Below are 18,425 nucleotides of genomic sequence, written 5' to 3'. Positions count from 1 at the left end.
TCCGTTCATGCGTCTGCATAGGGAAATGCTTTTTTGTATCATTTAGAGTCTGTCCTGAAAGAAATGAATCGTTTCGGTAAGACCATCTTTGATGTTTCTTGAAGGAGTCCAATGTAGCAGTGTCTTCGCTTTTTGATTAGAGAGGCAAGAGCGATAGATGTCGCCTGTGCGTGGAGGACCGTAACGGAGAAGGTCTTCGGAACACCCAGCGGCCGCAATCATTTTTGAAGCCAAATCGTTCAGTGACAGTTCCGTTTCGGTGCTGACATTTATGATTTCGCCGTCCGCCTGATGTAAAGCTGCCAGGTTGGCAGAAATAACATCATGGACGGAAATAAAATCCCTGGTCTGCCGACCGTCTCCGAAAATGGTAATCGGTTTGTTTTCCGCGAGCGATTTGGCAAAAATATAAATGACACCGCCTTCGCCATCAGCACCTTGCCGGGGGCCGTACACATTACTGTAACGGAGGACGGTATAGGAGAGTTCGTAAATTTTATGGTAAAGAGCGAGATATTTTTCCGTCATCCACTTTGTAAGTCCATAAAAAGAACTGGGAGCGGGAATCAGATTTTCTGTAAGAGGGAGCGCGGGATTATCTCCATAAACCGCGGCGGAGGAAGAGAAGATAATTTTTTGCACATCTGTTTTGCGTGCGGCTTCCAGTACACGGAGCATACCGCTGATGTTTATATCCGCGTCCAGATAGGGATTATCAATAGAAGCGGGAACCATGGTCTGCGCTGCTTCGTGATAGATGATGTCGAAATGTCTTTCTTTAAAGATATCCGTCAGTTTTTCATCCCGGATATCCATTTTGAGAAATTCCGCTTCTTTGGGAAGAAAATCTTTTGTTCCGCTCGAAAGATCATCTATGATTGTGATCTCATGCCCGGCAGCGAGGAGCGCATCGGATAAGTGGGAGCCGATAAATCCTGCGCCGCCTGTAATTAAAATTTTCATAATATTATCCTTGTATCATGCAATGGTGTAAAGTTCTTCATCGGATGGTATTGCCCATTCAAAAGAATCAATTTCCATGAAACCGGTAGCCGGAGCCCCAAACAGTTTCAATCCGTTCATAAGCACGGCCGGATACCTTTTTTAATTTGGAACGGAGCCGGTTAATGTGGACTGTAACCGTTGCCGGCTCACCGATGGGATCTAAGCTCCATATCTGTTCGAACAGCTGCTCTTTTGAAAATACTTCATTGGGATGTGTGGCAAGGAAATAGAGAAGATCAAATTCTTTGCCTGTAAGCAATACATTTTTATCGTTAAGAATGACTTGCCGAGCTTTGGGGCGTATGATGAGGTCTCCGATAGTAATTCCTTCTTCCGGCATGGATTTATTGAGTTGTTCCGCTTTAATCCGCATGTGGACAGAAAGCTGTGCACGTAAATGGGCAATAAGGATGGTTCCTTTCAGCGGTTTAAGCAGGTAGTCATCGGCACCAAGTCCCAGCCCGCGGACGATATCAGAGTCTTCTGTTCTGGCTGTTGCAAAAAGAATGGGCACGTTTGTGATTTCTCTCAGTTTGCGGCAAAGGGAAAATCCATCTTCTCCCGGCAGGGTGACATCGAGAATAACGGCATCTATCTTTTCACTGCGCATCATGTGCAATGCTTCTTCACTGTTTTCTGCAATGAAGGGATTGTATCCCGCGCCTTCAAGAAAATCCCTTTCCATGTCGGAAATGGCAGGCTCATCTTCCACGATGAGTACATTCGTCATTTAAATTCCTTCTTTCTGAATGGTATAAATAATTAGAATCTTGCAGGTATATCTTAGATTTCAATATCCAATTCCACCGGGCAGTGGTCACTGCCCAAAATGGAAGAATGGATTTCTGCCGCTTTAATCCGCGGCTGCAATATATCGGAGACGAGGAAATAATCAATTCTCCACCCGATATTTCTTTCCCTGGATTTTGCAAAGTAGCTCCACCAGGAGTAGGCATCTTTTTTGTCCTGATGTAAATAGCGAAAAGAGTCAGTAAATCCATCGGAAAGGAGTTCTGTCATTTTATTACGTTCGTCATCAGTAAAACCTGCGTTCATATGATTTGATGCCGGATTGGCAAGGTCGATCTCCTCGTGGGCCACATTCAAATCGCCGCAGAGAATGACCGGCTTTTTTTTAGATAAATCAAGCAGATATTTTTTAAAATCATCTTCCCATTTCATTCTATATGTAAGCCGTGCCAGTCCACGCTGGCTGTTTGGTGTGTAGCAGGTTACCAGGCAGTGGTCATTAAAATCTGCTGTGATGACCCGTCCTTCTTGATCATGCTCCTCCATACCGATACCATAGGTAACAGAGAGAGGTTTTATTTTAGTAAATAATGCGGTTCCGCTGTATCCTTTTTTTACTGCACTGTTCCAATACTGATAATAACCTGGGAGGTCAAGCTCGATCTGGTCAGGCTGGAGTTTCGTTTCCTGCAGACAGAAGCAATCTGCATCCAACTCTTTAAAAGACTGCATAAAGCCTTTTTTCATACAAGCGCGGAGTCCATTAACATTCCAGGAAATATATTTTAAACTTTTCATAAGTTCTCCTTCTGAAAGATAAACGAGCTATTCTTTGGTTATTTATTATACACGGTTCTCTTCATTATTTATAGAAGAAAAGAGTGAAGGATACTGTTTATGGGGATAAAAAGATGAATACGAAATGCTAATGGATAAAAGATACGGTGTTATATGATATAATGACTAAGTATTAAATTATGACTTTTTGTCAGGGGAAAGGAGAACGGGTATGAAAAAGATTGTTGTTACGGTTATCGGCGCGGACAGTGTCGGTATCGTTGCGGGCGTTACTAAAGAATTGGCACTGCAGAATATTAATATACTGGATATTTCTCAGACGATTTTGGATGGAATTTTTGATATGATCCTGATTTGTGATATGGAAAAGGCAAAGGGAACTCTTAAAGATGTACAAGATGCATTGGGGATGCTTGGTAAAGAACTGGGTGTGGATGTGCGTGTACAGCTTGCAGACATATTTTATGCTATGCATCGCATTTGAGGAGGGACCATGCTTGAATTAGATATTGAGGATATCCTGTCCACGGAGCGTATGTTTGATCAGAATAAACTGGATGTAAGGACGATAACGATGGGGATATCGCTGCTCGGATGTGTTTCTTCTGATGAAAAAACTTTGTGTAATAACATTTATGATACAATCTGCCGTAATGCGGAAGATCTGGCGGAGGTAAGCCATGATATATCCCGTGAGTACGGCGTACCGATTATAAACAGGCGGATTTCTGTAACGCCGATTGCACTGGTAGCAGGCGGAATCAGGAGTTCCAGCTACGTTTCGATTGCTGAAACACTCCAAAGAGCAGCTGATGAAGTCGGTGTAGATATTCTTGGCGGGTTTTCCGCTTTAGTTGATCGGGGGATGACATCGGCGGATAAGGTGCTGATTGATTCCATTCCCGAGGCTTTAGCCGTGACACGGAGCATTTGCAGTTCTGTCGCTATCGGGTCAACTAAAGCGGGTATCAATATGGATGCTGTAAAACGTATGGGGGAAATTGTTAAAGAAACGGCAGAGTTGACGAAAGATAAAGATGCGTATGGCTGTACAAAACTGGTTGAATTTTGTAATGCTGTGGAAGATAATCCTTTTATGGCAGGCGCATTCCATGGGGTGACGCAGGGGGATGTTGCTATCCATGTCGGCGTTTCCGGTCCCGGTGTTGTGAAAAAAGCCTTGGAAAGTATAAAAGGCGCACCTTTTGATGTTGTAGCAAAAACGGTGAAAAATACGGCGTTCATGATTACGCGTTTAGGTCAGCTTGTGGCGGAAGCGGCTACAGAACGTCTTCACGCTTCTTTCGGTATTGTTGATTTATCATTGGCACCAACGGCAGCTGTCGGAGATAGTGTGGCGCAGGTATTGGAAGAAATGGGATTGGAAAGTTGCGGCGGACCGGGGACGACCGCGGCACTTGCACTTTTGAATGACTCGGTGAAAAAGGGTGGTCTCATGGCGTCTTCTAGTGTTGGAGGCCTGTCGGGAGCATTTATTCCGGTCAGCGAAGACCTCGGTATGATTGAAGCGGTGCAGCGGGGAAGTCTTTCTTTGGAAAAATTGGAAGCCATGACCTGCGTATGTTCCGTCGGATTGGATATGATAGCAATTCCGGGAGATACTTCCGCAGCGACGATTTCGGCGATTCTTGCTGATGAAGCCGCAATCGGCATGATTAATAACAAAACGACGGCGACAAGACTGATTCCGGCTCCCGGAAAGAAGCCTGGAGACATGGTTAATTTCGGCGGACTTATGGGATATGCACCGGTTATTGATATTAATCGGTTTAAAGCAGATCAGTTTATTGCCCGGGGAGGAAAGATTCCGGCGCCTTTGAGAGCATTAACAAATTAGAGGTTTATTTATACATAAAAGTGAAAGATGGTTATCTTTTCGCGGATACCATCTTTTTAAATTTATAGGGAGGAAAGATGGATATGATTTCTTTACGGCTGTGTTAGAATAATCAAAGATATAAAATAAGTACATTATATGGAGTAAAGGTTTTATATACATGGGAACCAGAGGAACTGTAAATCATATGCCGGGTATGGATAAGTCGGGAAATATACATTGGATATACTGGTGGGCATTTGCCACATTCATACCTGTAGGAATCACATTTTTCTTAAGCTGGCATTTTGGTGCGCCCGGCGGATATCAGCCATATTCATTAATTAAACTTTTTTTGCTTTTTCTGCAAACAGGATTCGTGACTGCATACTTCATCAGACGGCATTTATTAAAAGCGATTGTATCACTGTGGCTTACGATTACATTTTTATTCGGGCTTTCTCTTATTGTGCCTTATTTATCTATACAAGCTAATGTCACTCTGGATATGGCAGATTTATCGGGGGAATTTAGCACGCCTCTTTATCTTTTTATTTCCTGTCTTACTGCTGCATGGCTGCTGCCGCATAGGTGGAGAATGATTGCCCGGATTATCTGCATGGTTTTCATTCTCTTATATGTGCTGATCCAATTCAGCTATATCGGGTATTATATGACGACTAAGGCTCTTTTGTCAGTGAATATGATGATAGCCATGGCGCAGACAAATATATCGGAAGCGATTTCTTACATGGAAGTAAATCTTCCCTATGCCGGATTGGCAGGCGGGATTATCGCGCTGATCCTGTTGGGGGCATTGGTGTTCCTTATTAGCAGGTACAGCTTTCATCAGGAAGAAATTGTATCCAAAAAGGCCTGGTTTGTATTGCTTTTCTTCTTCTTTGCGAATTGTGGGCTTTCTGTACTTTCTATCAGCAGTACACGTATTGCCCATGTATATGCTGAGGCATATCAAACTTTAAGAAGCTTTGGCGAGTATCAATCCATTTTAAAAGCAAGGCGGAATATGCACATTACAGATCCGGATGTGCTGGCGAAGCTGAAAGCGGCTCCTGATGGAGTATATATACTGGTCATAGGAGAATCGCTTACGCGGGATCATATGCATGTATATGGATATAAAAGGGAAACGACGCCATTTCAAACAGAGGCAAACCTAGATCCTCACTATACGTTTTTTAATCATGTCTATTCCTGCTATACGCAGACGGTACAAGTTCTCACTTGTGCGCTGACGGAGAAGAACCAATATAACGGAATGAATTTGTCTGATGCTTATTCTATTATTGATTTGGCAAGAGAAGCGGGATTTAAAACTACATGGATATCTAATCAGTCCCGTTTCGGTATATGGGATACGCCTATCGGTGCTATCGGTTCTGAGTGTGATGACCAATATTGGCTTAATCAATATATAGGAACCGATGTAATTACGAAAGATTACGATACTGCGCTGATACCTTATTTAAAAAAAGTGGATCCTGCAAACAGGAGGCAGCTGATCGTCATTCATTTGATGGGGAGCCATATCAGTTATTGGGACCGCTATCCCAGAGAGTTCTATCATTGGCCGGTTGATACATCTAAAGAACGTGAAACGGCAGAGGTTATGAATGATGAATATGATAATTCAGTTCTGTTTAATGATTATGTGATGGAATCTATCATGAATGAGGCCACCAATTACCTGCATGCTGATGCTGTTATGTATTTCTCTGATCATGGTGAAGAGGTGACGGCCCGACCGGGACACAATGCGGATCAATTTAACTTCACCATGGTTCATATTCCATTTTGGATTTATATGTCTGAGGACTATCATCGGATAAATCCGCAGACGGCCGCGATGATTGAGGCGCGAAGGAACGTACCGTTTTCCAATGATATGCTGTATGATACGCTGATGGGAATGATGGGATTGACCGCTGTCCATTATGATTCAGCATGTAATCTGTTTTCACCTGATTTTGATAAGGATGTAACCACATTAATGACGATGTATGGAAACGTAATGATTAGGAATGATAGGGAACAGGTAGGAGAAAATAAGGAAGAAATCGACAGGTTGTGGAATCGAAAAAGAATGGAGGCGGCAGAAGAAGCGGGACATATGAATTTTAATTGGAACAATTTTGATCAGACATTTTTACGAACGCAGCCGGTAACGTATATTAGAAATGAAGGCGTCAGTCAAAAGTAGCGGCCTTCAGACAATCGGTTTATGCGGTGGTCATTATGCTATAATCAATAAGGAAAATAAAATGGTGGAGGATCTATGCGTCTTCGGAGGAAACCTTGGATAGATGAAGCGATAAAGGATTATACGGATATTTTATACATGGAGGAGCCGACACGGCTGAAAGGCAAATGGAATACTTTATTTCCTGAACCTGAGAACCCAATTCATGTAGAATTCGGTACAGGAAAGGGACGGTTTATTTCCCGCATGGCAAGCTTTCATCCCGATATCAACTATATAGGAATGGAGGTACAGGAAGGTGTCATTTATTATGCGGCCAAGAAGACCGCAGAGATGGATCCGCCAGTTGCCAATGTCCGCTTGATTTTAGGGGATGTGAAACATATTCAGGATATTTTTGCCCGGGGAGAGGTTTCCGTCATTTATTTGAATTTTAGCGATCCTTGGCCTAAAGCCAGACATGCGAAGCGGCGATTGACCTATAGAGAGTTCCTGAAAAAATATGAATGGATACTTAAAGAAGGTGGAGAAATCCGTTTTAAAACAGATAATAAAGACCTCTTTGATTTTTCTTTGGCGGAGTTCAAGGAAATGGGATGGAAGATTTCTTTCATTACTTACGATCTCCACCGTGAACCGGTGAAAGGCGATGTGGAAACAGAGTATGAAGAAAAGTTCAGCAGAAAGGGGAACCTTGTATGTCGTCTCGTGGCCACGCGTCCGATAAGATGAAGTATGTACCGGATTCTTTACGGTGGCTTATTGCGATTACCGGCGTGCTTATAGTGATAGGATGCTTAAATATATACAGCTCGACATATTATATGGATATTTATGACGGCGGAAGCGCATATAAACATATATCGAACCACATCCTGTTTCTCTTAGGAGGAATTTTTGCAGCCTGGATTGCTGTTAAATTGGGAACGAATAAAATTCGGCAAGGTGCTTGGCTTTGGTTTATTGCGGTATTTCTGCTTCTTATTCTTGTTAAATTTGCGGGAATTAGTGTTAATGGTGCGAATCGCTGGATTATGTTGGGCCCCATGTCACTGCAGCCTTCGGAATTGGCGAAAGTTGCGGGAATTATTTGGACGGCTGCTTTTTTGGCGAAACGGATCAATAATAAAGAGCCTATTACAGTTTTTTATGGTATATTGAATCGCCCTGCGGGAAAGCGTCGGAAAAGGAGGGGGCTTGTCCATCATTTTTTGCCGATATTATGTCCTGCGGTTTTGGCAACGATTGTTTTGCTCCAACCTGACATGGGAACGGCGGCTATTATCCTTTTTTTTCCGGGACTGCTTTATATTCTTGCGGGGATGCCGTTTTTGGAAATCTTGGCAGGAATTGTGACGGCAGTTTGTCTTGGGGGATATCTGGCTGTTGTTTCTGCTTATCGCGCGGAGCGTATGGCTATATTATGGGATCCGTTTGCCGATCCTTTGGGGGCGGGATATCAGATTGTACGGAGTTTAACCGCAGTCGGTTCCGGTGGATTTTGGGGGCAGGGGCCGGGGGAAGGGGTGTACAAATTTTTATACCTTCCTGAACAGCATACAGATTTTGCTTATGCAGTTTTCAGCCAGGAGTTTGGATTCATCGGTTCAGTTGCTGTTATGTGCCTGTTCATGGGATTTCTTATGTGCGGGTTTTCCTGCGCCCGCCAGTTGAAACAACCTTATGAATCTTTACTTGTTTACGGATTGACATTGCTTATCTCTGTACAGGGAATTATTAATATGGCAATGGTCATTGGATGTTTTCCTGTTACTGGGATTCCATTGCCCTTTATTTCTTATGGCGGTACGTCATTGTTGACTAATGTTATTTCGGTAGGCCTTATTTGGGGTGCCGTTATATCGGGACGTGAAAAGAGCGATATAGAAGAACGCAGACGAATGATTAAAGCGATGGAAGGGCAGTTGGCACCATCTGGGCGTAAATCTTTTAATCATTTTTGACGTTTATTTACGATCTCTCGGCATAACCGAGAGATTTTTCATGAAAGTGTGAACAGATTGGCAGGGATTTCCTATAAACAGCTGGCTGAATTGGCAGAATGGTATCCGGATGAAAACCAGGGAATGTCTTTTGTGATTGTTTTTATAGTTCCTGATGAATCTGCAAAAAAAAAGGCCTTATCCCTTTGCCATTTTTTAGATAGGCAGGGAATAAAAGCGGGATTATTTTTTGCCGGACATCAGTCTGTATTAAGTAATCGTGTAGAAGCATTGGCACGGATAAGAGCGGCCGACTCCTTTGTGATTGTAACGAAGGATCTGGAGGAGTCGGGGCTTTTTGCTCATGCGGCCCGGTGCATGGAAAAGCAGGGTCTTATTATCTATGAAGGAGCCTTAACGAGAAAGCTGATTACTTGTGTCACCAAAATGGAAATAAGCAGTTTTTTTGCAGAGGAATCAGTGTTTTCCTATCCAGTATATGCAGATACCAAGAATGACATATTTTGTCTTGCTGCTTTGTGCTTATATGCCGTGCATGGCGGTGGAACAATATTGGAAGCTGCTGATGAAATACGAAAAATGCTGCGTAATTAGATATGGATTGCATTCTAAACTTTTTTATTGATGATGGATTTTGTAATAGACCATGCAACCGTCAGAGATTTTTGCAGTATAAAGAAATAAAGTTCCTTTCGAGGATGTAAGAGCCAGAAAACGCCTGCAATCGGCCGGAGCGGAGTGAACCGCCTTTTTGAATTTGTTTTTATCATTTTATCACCAAAGGATAATAATCTTCTTGTTGCAATATCTGCGACTTTAGCCTTTGTGAGGATCATGGTCAATTTTAATAAGTTAGACATAAAATCACCTCTTATCAGTTATCATAACAAAGCGGTGCGAGAAAAGCCATGAGATTCATTTCCTTTTTATTTGTGATAAAATATGGACATACTTCGGGGTAAAAGCTGTTCCGATAAATTCCGATAAAGATTAGGGGGGAATGATGGATTCTACTGATTATATATTATTTGTACCGATGTTTTTTCTTGCCATATATTTGTGGCTGGAGTCTCAGGATTTTGGCGTAGCTATTGTAGCACCGATGGTTGCGCAAAACGAAGAGGAAAGAAAGACGGCGCTTAATCTTTTAAAACCGGGGTTAGACGGAAATGAAGCATGGGCGTTTCTCTGCGCAGGGGTGACTGGCGCACTTTTTTCGAATGGTCGGTTTAATATTCCGGAAAGCACATTTTGGCCTTTGGGGATTATTCTTACGGGAATGATTGTGCGGTTAGCGGCAGCCTTTTGGGGGAATATATTCCAGCAGCCTTTGCTATTAAGAGGAGTCCGTTTTATCACAATCATTAATGTCATCTCTGCAGGGGTTCTTGCGTTGGAATTGGCCAATTGGGACCTTTTTACAACGAAAAGTGTGTTTGGCCTTATTTGGTTGTTTATGAGTTGTATTCAGGTCGGTGCCATCTATGGAGCCTGTAAGACAGCGAACCCGTTGGGGGAAAGATTTCGGGCGACTTTCCTTGTAACCAATATTCTTTCATTGATGGCATTTATTGCTGTTTTTGGTGCATGGTATGTTTTGGGGAATCGTGAAATATTTGGAACAGATATGCTTCTGTCAGGATTTTCATCTGTTGTAATTATTTCAGCCATAGCGTTTTTTTCCGTAAGAGCCAGACATGTATATGCGGGGATGTTGCTGTCCTATATTGCGCAGTGGGGTGCCGTGTGTATCTATTTATTTACCATGATGTTAAGCTTTCCTTCCCCAGCGCAGGATTCTGTAATCAAAGTCGATATGAGTTTGATTATCGGAGCTGCCGCCGTATGGACAGGTATCGTATTTATTTGGCGGATGTGTCGCCATAAAGTGGAATATGTTTGGGAAGACCATATTTGAATGAAAATGAGGATAAGGAGCTAAAAATGGGTGAACTTTTTAAAACGCAGCATACCATTGATGAAATGCTGGATCGGATGGGTGTGAAAATCGTTTTAGATACGGATCACTTATCGGAAGATGATGTTCTTGAAGCGGAAAAGAGCGGTAGTTCAGTGGTACTAAAGAAGAAAAGATCAGAAAAAGTTGAGTAAAAACGGAAAACAGGCAACCAAGAGAAAAATAAGGTTAAAGCCTGTTTTTTATTGGTGGAGAATTATCCCTGTGGTATGATAAATACTGAAATACTAAATGTCTTTTTGTAATTTGATTGTGTATAGTTAATGAATTGGAGGATAGTATGGATTCATTTGTTCATCTCCATTCTCATACAGAGTACAGCCTATTTGACGGAACTTGTCGAATCAAGGAACTTGTTTCGTATGTAAAAGAACTGGGGCAGACGGCGATAGCCATTACAGATCATGGCGTTATGTATGGAGCTGTTTACCTTTATAAAGAATGCTTAAAACAGGGGATTAAGCCGATTATCGGTTGTGAGATATATGTGACAGCGGGGAGCCGTTTCATTAAGGATGCCGATAAAAAAGAAAAGCTGGCTCATTTGATTCTCTTGGCAGAGAATAACACTGGTTATAAGAATATTATAAAAATCTGTTCAAAATCGTGGACGGAAGGATACTATCATAAACCTCGGGCAGATCATGATTTACTTCTGAAGTATCATGAAGGTGTTATTGCATTGTCGGCTTGTATCGGCGGCGAATTGCCACAGGCAGTCCTGAAGGGAGATTTGGAACAGGCAAGAAAAATTATCCGGTTTTATATGGATACGTTTGGAAAAGATAATTACTTTATAGAATTACAAAACCACGGATTGCCGGAAGAGGCGGCGGTACGGCCTGCGCTGGCTGAACTTGCCAAAGAATATGGACTTGGACTCGTGGCGACCAATGATTTTCACTATACCAGAAAAAAGGATGCGGGAAGTCAGGAGATCAAACTTTGTATATCAACAGGAAACACGATGGATGATCCCGGTAGATTCCGTTTTGCGAATGAGGAATTCTATTGTAAGAGCGGAGAAGAGATGAAAGCGCTTTTGGGAAACTTTCCCGGGGCCATTGAGAATACAGCGAGAATTGCAGAACGGTGCAATGTCACATTTACTTTTGGTAAACACAAGCTGCCGTCTTTTACCGTTCCTGAAGGAGAAACCGCGGCAACTTATTTGCGCAGGTTGTGTGAAGAAGCTCTTCCTGAGCGATATCCGAACTATGGGAATAAGGAAAAAGAGCGTCTTGATTATGAACTGGGCGTTATAAACCAGATGGGGTTTGCTGATTATTTTCTCATTGTCATGGATTTCATTCAATATGCGAAAACACACGGTATTCCTATCGGTCCGGGGCGAGGAAGTGCTGCAGGGAGTATCGTGTCATACCTTCTCCATATCACGGAAGTGGATCCGCTGCGTTTTCATTTGCTTTTTGAACGCTTCTTAAATCCGGAACGGATTTCTATGCCTGATATTGATACGGATCTCTGTTACAGAGGGCGGGGTCAGGTCATTGAGTACTTAGCAAAAAAATATGGTGAAGACCATGTGGCGCAGATTATTACTTTTGGTACATTGGCTGCCCGTGCGGTAATTCGGGATGTCGGGCGTGTGTTAAGCATGCCGCTTCGGGAAGTGGATCGGATTGCCAAAATGATTCCGAGTGGTCCCGGAGTTACGCTGAGGACAACGCTGGAACGGTCAAAAGAGTTTGCGGAATTATATGCGTCTGATAGTAATATACATCGTTTGATTGACCATTGTCTGGATTTAGAAGGCCTTTCAAGAAACTCGGGAACCCATGCGGCAGGCGTAGTGATCTGTTCTGAACCGGTCGAAGAATATGTTCCTATACAGTTGACCCAGGATAATTTTATCCAAACCCAGTATGAAAAGGACTTAGACGAAGAGCTTGGACTGCTTAAGATGGATCTTTTAGGTCTTCGCAATCTTACGGTTATTCATGATGCATTAGAAATGATTAAGACGAACAGAGGAATTGCGCTTGACATAGAAGCGCTTCCTCATGTGGATGAATTGACTTGCAAAATGCTGCGCTCCGGAGATACGGTGGGGGTATTTCAGTCGGAATCATCAGGGTTTACATCGCTTTTGATGCAGTTGGAACCTGAGTGTTTTGAAGATTTGATTCCTATGGTAGCCTTATATCGCCCCGGACCGCTGGGGAGTGGCATGGCGGAAGATTTTATTAACCGCAAGCATGGGAAAACAGCAGTTGATTATCCGCATCCTTCGTTGGAGACAATTCTTAAAGAAACTTACGGGATTATCCTGTATCAGGAACAGGTTATGCAGATTGCGTCTGTTATGGGGGGATTCAGTCTTGGTCAGGCGGATCTTCTTCGTCGCGCGATGGGGCATAAAGAACCGGAAATACTGCAGGCCCAGCGTAAGTTGTTTGTTAAAGGGGCGGCAGTACAAAAAATAAGTGAAGAAATTGCTAACCGTGTATTTGATCTGATGGTTCATTTTGCCGGATATGGATTCAATAAGTCACATAGTGTATGTTATGGATGGATTGCCTGGCAGACAGCATATTTAAAAGCACATTACAGACCTGAGTTCATGGCAGCTATGATGACTTGTTATAATGGGGATCGTAATAAGGTCAGCCGTTATATTTCCGACACAAGACGTGCAGGAGTAAAAATAGCGGCGCCTGATGTAAATCGAAGTGAAGCGGGATTTTCCGTGAATGGGGATACCATTCTTTTTGGTCTTGCCGGTGTGCAAAATGTAGGAGAAGGAATCGTAAATTCCATTATCGGCGCACGGAAAAAAGATGGCGCGTTTAAATCTATTTCCGATCTGCTGGAACGGATTGATTCCAAGGGATTGAACAGCCGCGCCTGTGAAAGTCTGATTCGCTGCGGGGCTATGGATTCTTTTGGCTATAATCGCAGACAGCTTATCGAAGTGCTGCCCCAGGCATTAAATAATGCGTCAGTGACGCGAAGTGACAGGGAATCGGGACAATTGTCCTTATTTGGTGGAGAAATAAAGGCAAAAACAATCGTTTATCCCGATTTACCAGATATGTCGGCGGCGGAGAAGATCGATTCGGAAAGAAAACTGCTTGGGTTTTATGTAAGCGGGCATCCTCTTGATTCTTATAAGCAGCAGATGAAATATTGTTCGCCTATTTATTCACTGTTAAGTGATGGGATGAAATATGACGGGAAGATGGTTTCTGTTGGAGGGATTATAACCCGCGTCAAAAGTATGACAACTAAAAAAGGCGCGCCCATGGGGTATGTAAGTCTGGAAGATTATGAAGGAGCCATGGAAGCGGTCATATTTCCTTCTGTATGGGAAAACTCACGTATGATGATTTCTGAAGACCGCGCGGTGTGTGTCCGCGGGCGTGTGCAGGCGAATGAAAGGGATGTAAGAATATTGGCCGAGGAGATTATACCGCTGGCACAGTTCCATAAAGTAGTACGTCCGATGTATAAGTCAGTTCATCTTTATATCGATGCTGCCCATGAATCTGATGCCGTAAGTAATCGGTTGTCGGTCATATTGAGAGAAAATCATGGGAATGTTCCTGTATTTCTTCATCTGGAGAGAACACACCAGAAGATTACAATGAGCAGAGAGTTTTATCTGGACTTCAGTGCGGATTCTGAAATAGCACTCAAAAAGCTGTTGGGCCCCCAATCTGTAGTGGGAGAAGTCTTGCATAAGCAGGGAAACTGAATGAGTTACCGAGGCGTGATATTTATGCATAATCCATGCCCGTATGATATACTGAATCATATGGTTTAATAGATAAAGGGGGATGTCATGAAGTTTCTCGTTTGTATTAAACAGGTAGTAGACACTTCCAAAATGGAAGTGGATCCGGAAACGGGGCGCCTTAAACGTAATAATGCCAATAGCATTATGAATCCTGTTGATTTGAATGCGTTGGAAGCAGCCTTATCTCTTCGAGATCGGATAGGTGGAACGGTTACGGTGATTACCATGGGACCGCCGCAGGCGGAAGCCGTTCTTCGGGACGCGGTTGCTATGGGGGCTGATGATATTTATCTGGTAACAGATCGGGCCTTTGGCGGAGCGGATACTTTGGCAACCAGCTATACCCTTGCTGCAGCCATTTCTAAAATAGGGATGCCTGACTTGATTTTCTGCGGAATAGAATCTATTGACAGTAATACAGCGCAGATAGGGCCTGAAATAGCAGCAACACTCGGGATTGCCGATGTGAGTGGTGCTTCATTTATTTCTTTTGAAAAAGAAGGCGGTCTTATTGTTACCAGGCAAAATGGAAGCAGTGCTGAAGTTGTTGAATTAAAACTTCCTGCGGTAGTAACCGTTTTGCCAGAACTTAACAAACCGCGGTATTCCTCGATAAAAGGAATTTTGGGCAAGGGAGATGCTGAACTTCATATCATTACAGCGGCGGATTTGGATATTGATACTGCACGGATTGGAATAAAAGGTTCTCCCACACAGGTGAAACGTGTACGGCCCGTAGTACCGCCACAAAAGGAAAACCTTCGTATTGAGGAAAAAGATCCTCAAGAATCGGTAGATATTCTGATAGAAGCATTAAGGAAAATTTCTGTAATTTAGGAGGGTAAGTATGGATTTTTCTGATTATAAAGGAATTTACGTTGTTGCCATTCCTAAATATGGTGAAATACAGAAAGTTACGGGGGAATTGATTGGAGCTTCCCGTGAATTGGCTGCTGAACTGAATGAATCGGTGTCCGTTGTTCTTGTGGGAAGTGAGATTCGCGATAAAGCACAAGAACTTATTCATCTTGGTGCGGATTTCGTTTACGTTATGGATGCACCGATTTTTACGCATTATGATGGTGTGGCATATCAGAAGGCTTTAACGGGATTTTTTAAAGAAAAGAAACCCAATATCGTGATGTTTGGAGCAGATCCTTATGGCAGGGATTTGGCTCCTCGTATGGCGGCAGACTTAGTTTGCGGTGTAACGGCAGATGTAACGGAATTATCTGTTGAACCGGAAACGAAACTGGTTGTCTGGTCCCGTCCGGCGATGGGAGGAAATATTACGGCGGATATTGTCAGTCCTGATTTCCGTCCGCAAGTAGGGACGGTCAGGGCAGGGACATTCCGGTATCCCACATATGATGAAAGCCGTATTGGTGAAATTATTGATGTTCCCGTCCATCTGGGGCTGGAAGATTTTGGCACGCTTTTAAAAGAAATTCTACCTGAAATTTCTGATGATAATCCGGTGGAAGAGGCGTCTGTTATTGTTTCCGGCGGTCGCGGTATTCATTCAGAAAAAGAATGGGTACAACTTCATGAATTGGCGGAACTGCTTGGCGCATCAGTGGGATGCAGCAGACCTATAGCTGAACTTGGCTGGGAGAAACAGAGCCATCAAATCGGACAAACCGGTAAAGGTGTTTCTCCCAAGGTATATTTTGCTTTTGGGATTTCCGGTGCTATGCAGCATTTGTGTGCAGTAAAAGCGGATGTTCTTATCGCGGTAAACCGTGATGCGAAAGCACCGATTATGGAAACAGCGGATTATGCGGTCATTGCGGATTTAAAAACATTCCTGCCGTTATTTATTGAAAAAATAAAAATGATAAAATCTGAAAAACAATAACGGTATAGTAATTTTAGCAGGATATTACGCAGAAGAAAACGATTGATTCTGTATTCTGTTTGCTGGGAGGGGAATTGTATGGGAGAAACCAAAACTGCCATATATTACAATCACAATTTTTACTATGATTTTTCACAAATTATCAGTGCTGATGATCGGGCGATCCAGTTTGGAGACGGTGCTTATGAATGGATCCGTATACACCATGGACATTCTTTCGGGCTTTCTTATCATACCGACCGATTATATCGGTCCATGCGCCTTTTAGGAATCCGCCCCGTAACAGCTCCTGATGAATTTACTGAAATCGTAGAAGTCGTTGTAGAAGAGTCTGAAATTGAAGAAGGGTATGTGAAGATTATTGTGACTCGGGGGAGTGATGACCATAACTTCACGATCCCTGCAAGAAGTGCGCTTCAACCGAATGTCCTTGTATATGGGAAGCCTATTGATTTGAATGCAATTGAAAAAGTCCAGTCCGGAGTGAACTGTATTACACTTGATGATGATCGCGGACATCACTGCGATATTTTGAGTCTGAATCAATTAAATAATATGATGGCAAGAGCAGAGGCACAGAAAAAAAATTGTTATGATGCTGTCTTTATTAAAGACGGACTTTTGACAGAAGCATCTCATTCAAATGTATGTATTGTCAAAGCGGGAGTTATTTGGACCCCGGCAACGAATGAGCATATGATTCGTGGGGTTACCCGTTCTCTTGTACTCACTCGCGCAGCTCCGTCTGCAGGGGTAACATCTATTGATGAGGCATCTGAGCCTGTGCGGTTTGAAGATATGATGACAGCCGAAGAGGTATTTCTGACAAATTCCCAGGATGGGATCATTCCGGTCTTATCCATTGATGGTAACCTTATTGGTGGCGGTAAGGTGGGCGATGTAACCCAAAAGATCCAAGAACATTATGCGCATTTAATGGAGGACGGACTCCCGTAACCTTTAACTTAAAAGAAGCAGGTCTTCGGACCTGTTTTGTTTTGCAGATGTCAGCTTGGAACAGAGAATTTCCATATTTTGTCTATGATATAATAAGAAATAATTTCACTGGGAGGGCATTATGCGCGTACTTGGCATTGACCCCGGAACAGGACGCTGCGGGTTTGGAATTGTAGAGAAGCATGGAAATAGAATTGTGCCGATTAACTATGGTGTAATTGAAACATTTAAGGAACAGAATTCCTTAGAACGTTTAAATATCGTTTATGAAGGGGTGGCTGAACTTATAGAAATGTACCGTCCGCATTTCATGGGAGTGGAATCGCTTTATTTTAATACGAATATAACAACAGGAATTGAAGTCGCGCAGGCCAGAGGGGTAATTCTTCTTGCCGGATACAGGCAGAGCGTACCTGCAGTGAATGTGACTCCGCTACAGGTTAAACAGCAATTGGCCGGCTATGGGCGCGCGGAAAAGAAACAAGTCATTGAAATGGTTATGCGGATCATGCATATAAATACAAAAATAAATCCTGATGATGCAGCAGATGCATTGGCAATAGGATTAACGGCTATTTATCAAATGGAACATAAGCGGCTGTTCAAGGAGGAAATATGATTGGATATATAAAAGGTAAAGCGACCGTTGTTTCTAAAGAGTTCTGTTTCATCGAAGCTGGCGGTATAGGATACCGTGTATTTATTTCAGAAATGAGCCGTCAGAAAATTCATTTAGGGGCGCCTGTACGGCTTCTGACTTATATGGCAGTAAGAGAAGATGCTATACTTTTATATGGGTTCCTGACACAGGAAGAATATGATCTGTTCCTTATTCTTATCTCGGTGTCTAAAATAGGACCTAAAGTGGCAATGGGCATTCTTTCAGTGATGGAGCCGGCGGATTTTGTTTTGAGTATCCGGAACAGAAATTTATCAGTTTTAACAAAGCTGCCCGGTGTGGGCAAGAAAACGGCTGAACGGCTTTTGGTGGAATTAAAAGATAAGGTAGGAGATTTCGCAGAGGGCGATATAGATGAGCCGGAATCGTTGGCGGCCGGAAAACCGGATGAAAGCGGTATTGCTGCCGATGCGGCTAAGTACCTTCGTGCGCTTGGCTATGAAGATACGGAAATTCAACCGGTACTGAAAAAGCTGTCAATAGAATATAAAGATGTTTCCCCATTGGTGAGTGCAGCTCTTCGTGAGTTTGGAAAACAATAAAGTTGTACTGATATTTCAGGAGGGGTAAGAGAGGTTGCTTGAAGGTACTTATGAATAACAAATATATAAAAAGCCT

18 protein-coding genes are annotated in these 18,425 nt (G+C 42.9%); 14 read left to right on the top strand and 4 right to left on the bottom strand.

Translation table 11 applies throughout. The features are described 5' to 3' along the window. Nucleotides 1-42: 42 nt before the first annotated feature. The 3 genes from GCWU000321_RS01435 to GCWU000321_RS01425 all read right to left on the bottom strand — a co-directional run bounded on the left by GCWU000321_RS01435 (nucleotide 43) and on the right by GCWU000321_RS01425 (nucleotide 2,553). Nucleotides 43-963 carry an NAD-dependent epimerase/dehydratase family protein gene (locus tag GCWU000321_RS01435; protein ID WP_007069286.1) on the bottom strand — a complete coding sequence of 307 codons (921 nt, stop codon included), beginning with the start codon at nucleotides 961-963 and terminating at the stop codon, nucleotides 43-45. 67 nt (nucleotides 964-1,030) lie between these two features. Then, complete coding sequence (locus tag GCWU000321_RS01430) at nucleotides 1,031-1,735, bottom strand: response regulator transcription factor (protein ID WP_007069285.1); 705 nt, start codon at nucleotides 1,733-1,735, stop codon at nucleotides 1,031-1,033. A 53-nt stretch (nucleotides 1,736-1,788) separates the two neighbouring features. Beyond that, nucleotides 1,789-2,553 carry an exodeoxyribonuclease III gene (locus GCWU000321_RS01425; RefSeq protein WP_007069284.1) on the bottom strand — a complete coding sequence of 255 codons (765 nt, stop codon included), beginning with the start codon at nucleotides 2,551-2,553 and terminating at the stop codon, nucleotides 1,789-1,791. A gap of 211 nt (nucleotides 2,554-2,764) precedes the next feature. On the opposite strand from GCWU000321_RS01425, the gene GCWU000321_RS01420 reads away from it, so the two are divergent. The 6 genes from GCWU000321_RS01420 to GCWU000321_RS01395 all read left to right on the top strand — a co-directional run bounded on the left by GCWU000321_RS01420 (nucleotide 2,765) and on the right by GCWU000321_RS01395 (nucleotide 9,169). Then, on the top strand, nucleotides 2,765-3,037 hold the full coding sequence (locus GCWU000321_RS01420; RefSeq protein ID WP_007069283.1) for an ACT domain-containing protein: 273 nt from the start codon (nucleotides 2,765-2,767) through the stop codon (nucleotides 3,035-3,037). Nucleotides 3,038-3,046: 9 nt separating this feature from the next. Further along, entirely contained in the window at nucleotides 3,047-4,411 is a 1,365-nt protein-coding gene (locus GCWU000321_RS01415) for a PFL family protein (protein WP_007069282.1), read from the top strand. 187 nt (nucleotides 4,412-4,598) lie between these two features. Next, a complete protein-coding gene (locus tag GCWU000321_RS01410) occupies nucleotides 4,599-6,611 on the top strand; it encodes a phosphoethanolamine transferase (protein WP_040381733.1) in 2,013 nt (670 codons plus the stop codon). 75 nt (nucleotides 6,612-6,686) lie between these two features. Beyond that, complete coding sequence (gene trmB / locus GCWU000321_RS01405) at nucleotides 6,687-7,343, top strand: tRNA (guanosine(46)-N7)-methyltransferase TrmB (protein ID WP_007069280.1); 657 nt, start codon at nucleotides 6,687-6,689, stop codon at nucleotides 7,341-7,343. Next, on the top strand, nucleotides 7,310-8,575 hold the full coding sequence (locus GCWU000321_RS01400) for an FtsW/RodA/SpoVE family cell cycle protein (RefSeq protein ID WP_156777725.1): 1,266 nt from the start codon (nucleotides 7,310-7,312) through the stop codon (nucleotides 8,573-8,575). The genes trmB and GCWU000321_RS01400 overlap by 34 nt, the downstream gene beginning before the upstream one ends. A gap of 48 nt (nucleotides 8,576-8,623) precedes the next feature. Then, a complete protein-coding gene (locus tag GCWU000321_RS01395) occupies nucleotides 8,624-9,169 on the top strand; it encodes a hypothetical protein (protein WP_007069278.1) in 546 nt (181 codons plus the stop codon). A 14-nt stretch (nucleotides 9,170-9,183) separates the two neighbouring features. Here the strand turns inward: GCWU000321_RS01395 and GCWU000321_RS01390 are convergent, their stop codons facing one another. Next, a complete protein-coding gene (locus GCWU000321_RS01390; protein WP_007069277.1) occupies nucleotides 9,184-9,435 on the bottom strand; it encodes a hypothetical protein in 252 nt (83 codons plus the stop codon). Between the two features lie 140 nt (nucleotides 9,436-9,575). Between GCWU000321_RS01390 and GCWU000321_RS01385 the strand changes: the two genes are divergently transcribed. The 8 genes from GCWU000321_RS01385 to ruvA all read left to right on the top strand — a co-directional run bounded on the left by GCWU000321_RS01385 (nucleotide 9,576) and on the right by ruvA (nucleotide 18,349). Beyond that, entirely contained in the window at nucleotides 9,576-10,493 is a 918-nt protein-coding gene (locus GCWU000321_RS01385) for a cytochrome d ubiquinol oxidase subunit II (protein WP_007069276.1), read from the top strand. Nucleotides 10,494-10,519: 26 nt separating this feature from the next. Beyond that, nucleotides 10,520-10,687, top strand: coding sequence for a hypothetical protein (locus tag GCWU000321_RS01380; protein WP_022026808.1), 168 nt, complete (start codon nucleotides 10,520-10,522; stop codon nucleotides 10,685-10,687). Between the two features lie 146 nt (nucleotides 10,688-10,833). Further along, nucleotides 10,834-14,271: a DNA polymerase III subunit alpha gene (locus GCWU000321_RS01375; RefSeq protein ID WP_007069274.1), complete on the top strand. Its 3,438-nt coding sequence runs from the start codon at nucleotides 10,834-10,836 to the stop codon at nucleotides 14,269-14,271. Nucleotides 14,272-14,358: 87 nt separating this feature from the next. Beyond that, entirely contained in the window at nucleotides 14,359-15,150 is a 792-nt protein-coding gene (locus tag GCWU000321_RS01370; protein ID WP_007069273.1) for an electron transfer flavoprotein subunit beta/FixA family protein, read from the top strand. Nucleotides 15,151-15,160: 10 nt separating this feature from the next. Next, nucleotides 15,161-16,171 carry an electron transfer flavoprotein subunit alpha/FixB family protein gene (locus tag GCWU000321_RS01365; RefSeq protein ID WP_007069272.1) on the top strand — a complete coding sequence of 337 codons (1,011 nt, stop codon included), beginning with the start codon at nucleotides 15,161-15,163 and terminating at the stop codon, nucleotides 16,169-16,171. Nucleotides 16,172-16,249: 78 nt separating this feature from the next. Next, nucleotides 16,250-17,128 (top strand): aminotransferase class IV, encoded by an 879-nt coding sequence (locus tag GCWU000321_RS01360; RefSeq protein ID WP_007069271.1) that lies wholly within the window; start codon nucleotides 16,250-16,252, stop codon nucleotides 17,126-17,128. A 121-nt stretch (nucleotides 17,129-17,249) separates the two neighbouring features. Continuing rightward, nucleotides 17,250-17,747 carry a crossover junction endodeoxyribonuclease RuvC gene (gene ruvC / locus GCWU000321_RS01355; RefSeq protein ID WP_007069270.1) on the top strand — a complete coding sequence of 166 codons (498 nt, stop codon included), beginning with the start codon at nucleotides 17,250-17,252 and terminating at the stop codon, nucleotides 17,745-17,747. After that, nucleotides 17,744-18,349, top strand: coding sequence for a Holliday junction branch migration protein RuvA (ruvA, locus tag GCWU000321_RS01350; protein ID WP_007069269.1), 606 nt, complete (start codon nucleotides 17,744-17,746; stop codon nucleotides 18,347-18,349). Before ruvC ends, ruvA begins: the two co-directional genes overlap by 4 nt. Nucleotides 18,350-18,425 lie beyond the last annotated feature (76 nt).

The organism is Dialister invisus DSM 15470 (genome assembly GCF_000160055.1).
Taxonomy (GTDB): Bacteria; Bacillota; Negativicutes; order Veillonellales; family Dialisteraceae; genus Dialister; species Dialister invisus.
Note: the sequence above shows the minus strand (reverse complement) of the source record. Positions and strands in the feature narration are given on the sequence as shown.